The 7,574-nt window shown below is 53.2% G+C and carries 7 protein-coding genes; 3 read left to right on the forward strand and 4 right to left on the reverse strand.

Going from position 1 to position 7,574, the window contains the following annotated elements; genetic code table 11:
* Positions 1-448, forward strand: a 448-nt coding sequence (locus tag H8Q75_RS07870) for an EAL domain-containing protein (protein WP_297041083.1), incomplete at its 5' end; no start/stop codon positions are given.
* Between the two features lie 643 nt (positions 449-1,091).
* Positions 1,092-1,922 carry a Tab2/Atab2 family RNA-binding protein gene (locus H8Q75_RS07875; RefSeq protein WP_024124894.1) on the forward strand — a complete coding sequence of 277 codons (831 nt, stop codon included), beginning with the start codon at positions 1,092-1,094 and terminating at the stop codon, positions 1,920-1,922.
* A 1-nt stretch (position 1,923) separates the two neighbouring features.
* Here the strand turns inward: H8Q75_RS07875 and H8Q75_RS07880 are convergent, their stop codons facing one another.
* From H8Q75_RS07880 to H8Q75_RS07895, 4 genes are all read right to left on the reverse strand, one after another.
* Positions 1,924-3,432, reverse strand: coding sequence for a hypothetical protein (locus H8Q75_RS07880; RefSeq protein WP_024124893.1), 1,509 nt, complete (start codon positions 3,430-3,432; stop codon positions 1,924-1,926).
* Positions 3,433-3,441: 9 nt separating this feature from the next.
* The gene (locus tag H8Q75_RS07885) at positions 3,442-4,494 is read right to left on the reverse strand and encodes a PstS family phosphate ABC transporter substrate-binding protein (RefSeq protein WP_024124892.1); all 1,053 of its coding nucleotides are present in this window, start codon (positions 4,492-4,494) and stop codon (positions 3,442-3,444) included.
* Positions 4,495-4,572: 78 nt separating this feature from the next.
* Positions 4,573-5,937, reverse strand: a complete 1,365-nt coding sequence (locus H8Q75_RS07890; protein WP_297041086.1) for a glycosyltransferase family 2 protein — start codon at positions 5,935-5,937, stop codon at positions 4,573-4,575.
* Complete coding sequence (locus H8Q75_RS07895; protein WP_024124890.1) at positions 5,858-6,865, reverse strand: radical SAM protein; 1,008 nt, start codon at positions 6,863-6,865, stop codon at positions 5,858-5,860. Before H8Q75_RS07895 ends, H8Q75_RS07890 begins: the two co-directional genes overlap by 80 nt.
* A gap of 262 nt (positions 6,866-7,127) precedes the next feature.
* Between H8Q75_RS07895 and H8Q75_RS07900 the strand changes: the two genes are divergently transcribed.
* On the forward strand, positions 7,128-7,439 hold the full coding sequence (locus tag H8Q75_RS07900; protein ID WP_365970904.1) for a Mo-dependent nitrogenase C-terminal domain-containing protein: 312 nt from the start codon (positions 7,128-7,130) through the stop codon (positions 7,437-7,439).
* Positions 7,440-7,574 lie beyond the last annotated feature (135 nt).

Raw genomic sequence — 7,574 nt, forward strand, 5'->3', positions numbered from 1 at the left:
AGTGTTGGCTGCTTTGGAACAGACCCAGATTCCTCCCCATTGCCTGCACCTGGAAATAACTGAAAGTGTGGGGATTGATCAGCCCGATCAGGTGCGAGAGACATTATGCAAACTGAAGGCACAGGGAATCAAGCTGAGTCTTGATGACTTTGGCACTGGCTATTCCTCTCTCTCCTATTTGACCCATCTGCCCATCGACATCCTCAAGATTGATCGCAGCTTTGTGAAGCTCATCCCTGAAACCGACCAAAGACCCCTCATGATTGATGCCATTGTTAGCCTTGCCAAGGGATTGGCATTGGAAGTGGTGGCTGAAGGGGTAGAGCATCCCTATCAAGTGACGCGACTGCGGGAACTCGGCTGTGACTATGTCCAAGGCTATTATTTCTCCCGACCCCTGACGACTGAGGAGGTGGTTGCCCTATTAGCGCAGAGTCACACCCCCTAGAAAGAGAACTTTATTGCAAACCTGACGTCCCTAGGTATGGGCTTCGGAACTGAGGCGGTGCATCAACTATGGGCTGATGGCAATCATCAGAATTGGGGCGGCGAAATACGGTAAATCAAGGGGCGTTTTGACCCTAAAGGCAATCAATTGCTTTCAATGTCTTAAAGAAAGTGCCCATCAAAGCCATGACCATTGTTTTTAGCAGTTTATCCTTAGGCTGATCTAAGCTCTGAGTTTGCATCAGGGAAACGGCGGGGGCGCGATCGCGAGCCAGACCTGTGTCAATGGAAACTGGATTGGCAGGCCTTAGAGCCAGATGCTGCTGCGCGTCCCGAGGACCCTTTAGTCGACGGTGCCCAGCAATTTGGGGTACAAATTTCCACGATGAGTTCCGCCCTCGGCCGGCTGGGCATCACCTGAAAAAGCAGATGCGTTGCCAAGAACGCCGTGAGGAAAAGCGACAGCAGATCTATGCGGGATGCAGCGGTTCTATGGATGAGGTGATTGGCAAGGATTGTCCGAGATAATTTTTCATTCTTTATTGGAATAGCTCTAACAAATCCAAGAAAAAGCAAGGAAAATAAATATAGCCCGTATTCAGTTTGAAAAAGGCGATCACCTCTTTTGTTCATCTATTCCGTCGATGTCCCGTTGGCAAGTTGACCTTTACCGTCGGCCTTTGCGTACCCCCAGTGGTGCTGATCTGTGGGAACTTGTGATTTGTGATCCTGAAGAACATTTTTACTACACGGCTTTTTGTCCCGAACCACTGGTGAGTAGTACCTGGGTTGCCACAGAATTCAACCGTTGCGGTCAGCCCTTGCCTGAGCGAGTAAAGGTCTTTCGCCCCGAAAGTTTAGGGCTAGTGGAAGGAGCTTGCCGACAACTCAACATCCCCCTAGAGCCCACCCGCCGCACTTCTGCTCTGAAGCGCTACCTGTGCCAACGCGCTCAGGAATACCCAAGCCTGAAAACCTACACGGGTGAAGCCTACGATCCCTTGGCCATTGAGCAGCTCCCGCCCCTGCCCTTGCCGGATGATATTTGGGGAGAATCTTGGCAGTTTGCAGCGATTACGCCCCCCGATTTGCAGCAACTGATGCGGTACCCTTTACGGATTCTGGCCTTGGAAATGGAGATGCTGCCGGAGTCCCTAGGCTTGGCGGCAGACACCCTGATTCCGGGAATTATGCTCTATGGGGGTCGCAAATCCTTGAAGCTGGCTCGCTGGTTCCAAGAGCAGGTGCCCTATCGCCTAGAGTTTGTACCGGGGCAGCCCTGTGGCATTCTCCTGCACAGTGGATTGCGCGATCGCTGGGTGTTTTTAACGTTTCAGGATTCGGAAATTGCGCAAGCGGGAGAGGTGTTTCGCGATCGCCTGCAAAAAAGCCAAGGCTTGCACTTTCTGCTCATTCAGCCCACTCCCAAGGACACGACCTACACTGCCCTGTGGCTGCTGCAACCCCTTGAATAGCCTAGGGTTCGAGTATGTTCTGCGCCAAACGTTCCTGAAGGGTGCGAGTTTCCTCTAGAACTGTTTCAATGCCTTCAAGGTGGGTCTGGCGCACAAAGTTAATTTTCAGTTCCTCTAGCCATAGCACCAGGAGGTCTTGGATCACCTTGCCCACCTGTTCCTCTTGGAGTTCAGCACTCAGGGTTTGGCCAAATTTTTGCGCTAGTTGACTCACCAGCAAGGCGCCTTCGCGGGGTGGATTGTCTTGGTTTTTGCTTGCTTGCTCCAACAGCAGAAAGAGGCGATCGCTAATCTCCTTGGCAAGGGATTGGCGCCACTGCAGGGGTAAGGCCGCTAGGGTTGGACTCTCCAGCAATCGCCGATAGGGGGGTGCTTGCCGTAGGACCTGATCCACGCTGTAGGCCACTAATGCTTCCACTTCTGGCCGCAGTTGGGGCACGACACGGCAGAGGATCACTTGAACCACCAAGGCCGCCAGTTCCCCCAACTCATCAATGTCATTCGCCCTGCTATTGACGCTATTGACGCTATTGACCTGTAAGTCAGAGGCACGGGGAAGCCACTGGCTAAACTGACCGCGGCGGATGGCCTTTTGCAGTTGTGTCAGCACTTGCAGGACAACGACCTCTGAAATGTCGGTGGCGATCGCCCCCACCAAGCCCTGAGATAGCTGCCGCTCCAGGGTATCAAGGCAGATCAGACCCGCTTGATCGAGGCGAATCATGACGGGAATCACCCGCAGCCATGCCCACGTCGGTGCCAACCACCAAAAGGGAAAAAAGAGTAGCCCATCGTACCAGCGCCACAGCATGGCATCTCGCCAGCGACAACCGCGACACTGCCGACTCAGCCAAAACGTGCGACCCAAGAACTCAACAAAGAAGAGGAGATTAAAGGGAAGATCCAGAACGCCAAACCGATTCAGAAAATCCCCATCCTCGCCATAGGCGCGCCAATAGTTGGTCGCTATTAGGGGAATGATGTGCTTCTCAAACCAATTCAGGTTGCTCCGCCAGTCCTGTGCATTGATGTACTCCGAACTCCAAAAGCGCTCAAAGGACTCTTTGGAGGATGCATCCCGATTGCCAAAGACCCGCTGCCGCATGCGATTCTTAATCTGCTCAAGGGTGCCGGTCTTATTGGCCAGAGCAAAGGGATTGGTGTCCACCATGGTTTTGCTCTGCTGTCGCAACTGCGTCAACAGCGCTTGTGTTCCTGGGGCATCCACGCCTTCAGTGGTAATGGTGTGCCGTAGTTGGTTGACGGTGTTGATGTACTGCTGCGTTACTCGGTGGGGTTGAATGCCTTTGATGGGGTCATAGAGGCGGGTAATCGGCAACGGCTGGGGTAGATAAATGACCCGCTGAATTAGGGGAATGCGGACTTTTCCCAACAGCCAAAAGTCCCGCAGCGGAATATAGGTGAGATCAAAAAGCACCAACGCCAGGTTGAGGCTGGCGATCGCCGCCATTACCCGCTCATAGGTTCGGTTCAGGGGCTTATCCAACACAGCCCTCCCCTAACGCAGGCGGACATACCCGGCTTTTTCAATGATTGCCTGTCCTTCGTCGGTCAACAGCAGAGCCGCATAGGCACGACCGGCTTGGGCATCTAGGCTATTGTCATCCTTAGTAATGACAAACAGGCGACGGGTAATCGGATAGGTGCCGTCCTGAAATCCTTGATAGTTTAGCGTATTGCGCCGCTGTGGACATTGGGAAGAATCAACGTAGGGTTCTTGGTAAGGAGGAACGTACTGATTCGGCTGACGCCCCAAGGGCAAGGGTCGCACACTGCACTGACCAACAATTTCCGGTGCCGATGCGTAGTAAATTCCGCCCACGGTCGTCCCCAAGCGCCGCAGTGCATCCGTGGTATCTCGTACCATAACGACATTAGTGCTAAGTTGCTGCCCCCCTAAGACCTCTTGGACAAAAAATTCCACGGTACCACCATCTTCCAAGCGTCGTGAAAAGGGGGTAATGGTCAGATTCGGCCCCCCCACTTGACTCCAGTTCCTGAGTTTACCGGTGTAAATATCAACCACCTGCTGGACTGTTAAGCCGGGAATCTTGAGGGTTGGATTGACGGCGATCGCAAGGCCATCGATCGCCACCGGCAATTCAACGAGTTTGATACCCTGACTCTGCGCCTGCTGCCGCTCCTTTTCATTCAAAGGGCGTGAGGACTGGGCAAAGGCAATTTGATTGTTCAGTAACATGCGAATACCACTCCCCGATCCCGGTGTACCGGTTGCTGGATCCGTGTAGCGCAGACGAAAATTTGGCCAAGCCACTTGAATTAAAGGATCGACATCGCGGCGAATCGGCGCCCACGTGGTACTGCCGCCGTACTGAAACGTCCCGCTCGGAACATTACTGACATCACTGAAATTAGCGCCCAACCTCTCTGGCGTTTTTGCTGCCGGCGAAGTGGACAACCGGCCAGTGACTTGTTCTAGGGGATTTTGATTGCCTAGGAGCCGCAGAACCAGCACTGACCCCACCCCCAGCAGGCCACAGGTGAAGACAAGGGAGAAGAGCAACGGGAGCAAGTTACTATTCCGAGACATGGCAGAACCCGTGAAAATCTGCCCCTAGCCTAGCTTAAAGTGGTTGCTCCTGAGATCCTCAGGCAGCAGGTTTTTCCCTTAGGGGCCATGGTGCACCGTTTTCACCCACCGCAGACGTTTTGCCCGTAGGGCCATACGCAAGGTGGTCGTACTCACTACTGGCAACCAATGGAACATGTATAGGGTTCCCCGTAGGCTCTGCCAAAACAGTTGCCACACCCCCATGGATTGAGCCTGAGGAATGCCCCGTAGCATTCCCACCATCGAAATCGTCAAGCTTAGGGTTGTCAAGGGCACCAGCACCGGCGTGCGGTGGCGCAGCAGAGCCATCAGCAGATCGGGAATGGTTGCCGTAGGAATAGCATATTTGATCAAAAACCAGCAGAACACATCCCAGCTTTTTTGCCAGCCAAGGCGATTGCGCAGCAAGGGCTGCCAGTAGTCGAGATAGCTTTGGTAGCCGCCCTCGCTCCAGCGATTGCGTTGGTGCCACAGTGCCAGCAGTGTGGTCACGCCCTCTTCCTGTACCGCTGGATTCATCAGCACGTCAATCTGCCAGCCGTGGAGATGCAGCTTCAGACTGAGATCGAGATCGTCAGTAATGGTTTCCTCATTCCAGCCCCCACAGCGCTCTAGGGCTTGCCGCCGCACAAATTGGCCATTGCCCCGCAGTTCTCCCATGCCGCCACAGGCAACTCGCTGCTGTTGATAGTAGGCATCGAGAATCATCTCGACCGCTTGACCTTGGGCCAGCCAATTGATGTCGGCATTACTGATCGCCTTGCGCACTTGGACGGCGCCGACACTGGCCACCTGAAAGCGGTTGACCACCTCCTGCAGCAGATCTGGGGGTACCGTGGCATCGGCGTCAAAGACGCCAATAATTTCTCCCCGTGTCAGGGGTAGGACTTGATTGAGAGCCCCGGATTTGCCACCCCCTGCCCCTGGCAGCCGCCGCAGCACCTTGAGATGAGGATACTGCTTTTGTAGTTCGCTCAAAATATCGGGGGTGCGATCGCTACTGTTGTCATCAATGATCCACACTTCGTAGTGGGGATAATCCAAGTGGCAGAGGTTTTTCACCAGGCGACCAATCACCGCCTCTTCATTTTTGGCAGCCACCACCAAGGACACCATCGGCGGCACACTTTCTGCTGTCTCTGACGCTGGCAGACTTTGGGGTTTGGCGCGCCAGTAGCGCAGGGTTTGGAAACTCATCAAGAGGGTTAGGACATAGATGAGCCAGATACCACCAACAATCAGGTGAATGGCGATCGTGCTGCCCCAAATCAGAGACAGCGCTAGGAAAGCCTTGCGACGGCGACCCTCAGAACGCGGTTGTAATGGAGGACTCTCTGGGTCATCAACCCACTCCGACAGGAGTTCGTCGAGGGGGTCGGCTTCGTTGTAGAAACTGTTTTCGGGCCAGGAATTCTCCGGCATAGGTCACCTGATTGAGAAACCAGTACTTATCCAGTCCCTTAAAGAAGCTGGGAATGAGATAACACCACACTGTGCAGCCTTCGCAGACGGGAAGTCGGCCTTGGGAGCGGCGATACTCCTCTACCACCTCGGAGGACTTGTACAGTTCGTACAGGCGACCATTGATGGGGACTCCCTTCTGCGCAAAGTGGTAACACGGTAGCAGCAACTCATCATTGGGGGAAATGGCAATCACGGCATCCACCGCCTTACAACGGGGATTGTGAGTCCTGTTTCCCCCGGCGCGAATGAGGGCTAGCGCTGCCTTATTGTAACCAACATTGTTATACTTCTTCGCTGTTTGTTCAATGCTGTTGGCAATTTCGGGAGTGGGGTTCTTTTTGTCGTTGTAGTGTTCGTGGGCAGTAAAGGCAGGGTTGAGCCAAACCCGTACCCCTAAACTTTGGGCAAATTCAGCGACTTCCCCAATTCGCTCATAGTTCTGGGCTGTCACGGTGTGGTTCAGCACGGGATATTCACCCAGCTCGAGGGCAATCTTGACCGATTCCACCAGCGTGTCAAAAATTTTCACGCCCCGCGACTGATCATGGGTGGCAGCATCCGGCCCATCGAGGGAAAAATTCAAGAAATCTACCACCCCCTGAATTTCCTTGGCACGACGGGGATAGAGAATGGTATTTGTTGTCATGCTGGTAATGAAGCCAAGACGCTTGGCCTCGCGGTAGATGGCTGGGGCATCGGCACGCAGCAGCGGTTCGCCCCCCGTAAAGTCCACATATTTCACGCCCAAGCGCTTCAAGTCGCGGAGATTGGTTTGGATAGCGCTAAAATCAGCTTCTTTGCCCGGTTCCAGCGCCCAAATATCACAGAAATGGCAGCGGGCATTACAGCGGTAGGTCAGGTAATAGTTAGCAACCAGTGGACTCATTGAGTATCTTCCTTAGGAAATTTAAGCAAGACCAAGATGAATGGGCAAAAATAGCAAATGAGTTTATACAAGCAATTGAAAGATTTCTAGACAAAACTTCATCGGAGTTTGAGTTGATGAACAGTTTAGCACTCTGCTGAGCGGAAGGAGGGCCATTCCTCGCCTGAACCTGCTGCAAGTTTAGCAATGCTTATTATTGATAAAGATTTTTTATATTAAAAGCATGTTGCTATTTACATAGATTATCTTTTACCGTGAGGGTATGCGCAATTGTGAGGATAGTCCCATGAATCAACTCCTTACCCAACGCCCGCCCGCTTCTTTGATGACCAAAATCCGCCAATGGCTAATGACTTATCCAATTACCACGCCGGCGATCGCCCACCGCATTTGTCGCTGGATTCCTGCCCAATGTCCCTTTGCCCGCACCCTCTCCCTCTTTGGTCGGCCAGTCATTACCATTCCCCCCCTATGTAAACTCAATCCCTTCTATGAGGAGGTGATAATGCTGCGGTTTCGCGCCCTGACCTACCTCAGCGATGTCTGCCAAGAGGACATCAGTCAATACGTCTAGGCTACGTCTTGACAGCGAGGAACAGGCAGTTGCTATAGGATGTAAAGTATACAGCTTTGTATCCATGGTGCCCGTCGCATGCTGAAAGCCCTATTTGGCGACCCCAATCAGCGCAAGGTTAAGAAGTATCAACCC

It is taken from the genome of Thermosynechococcus sp. OHK43 (genome assembly GCF_014466085.1).
GTDB lineage: Bacteria > Cyanobacteriota > Cyanobacteriia > Thermosynechococcales > Thermosynechococcaceae > Thermosynechococcus.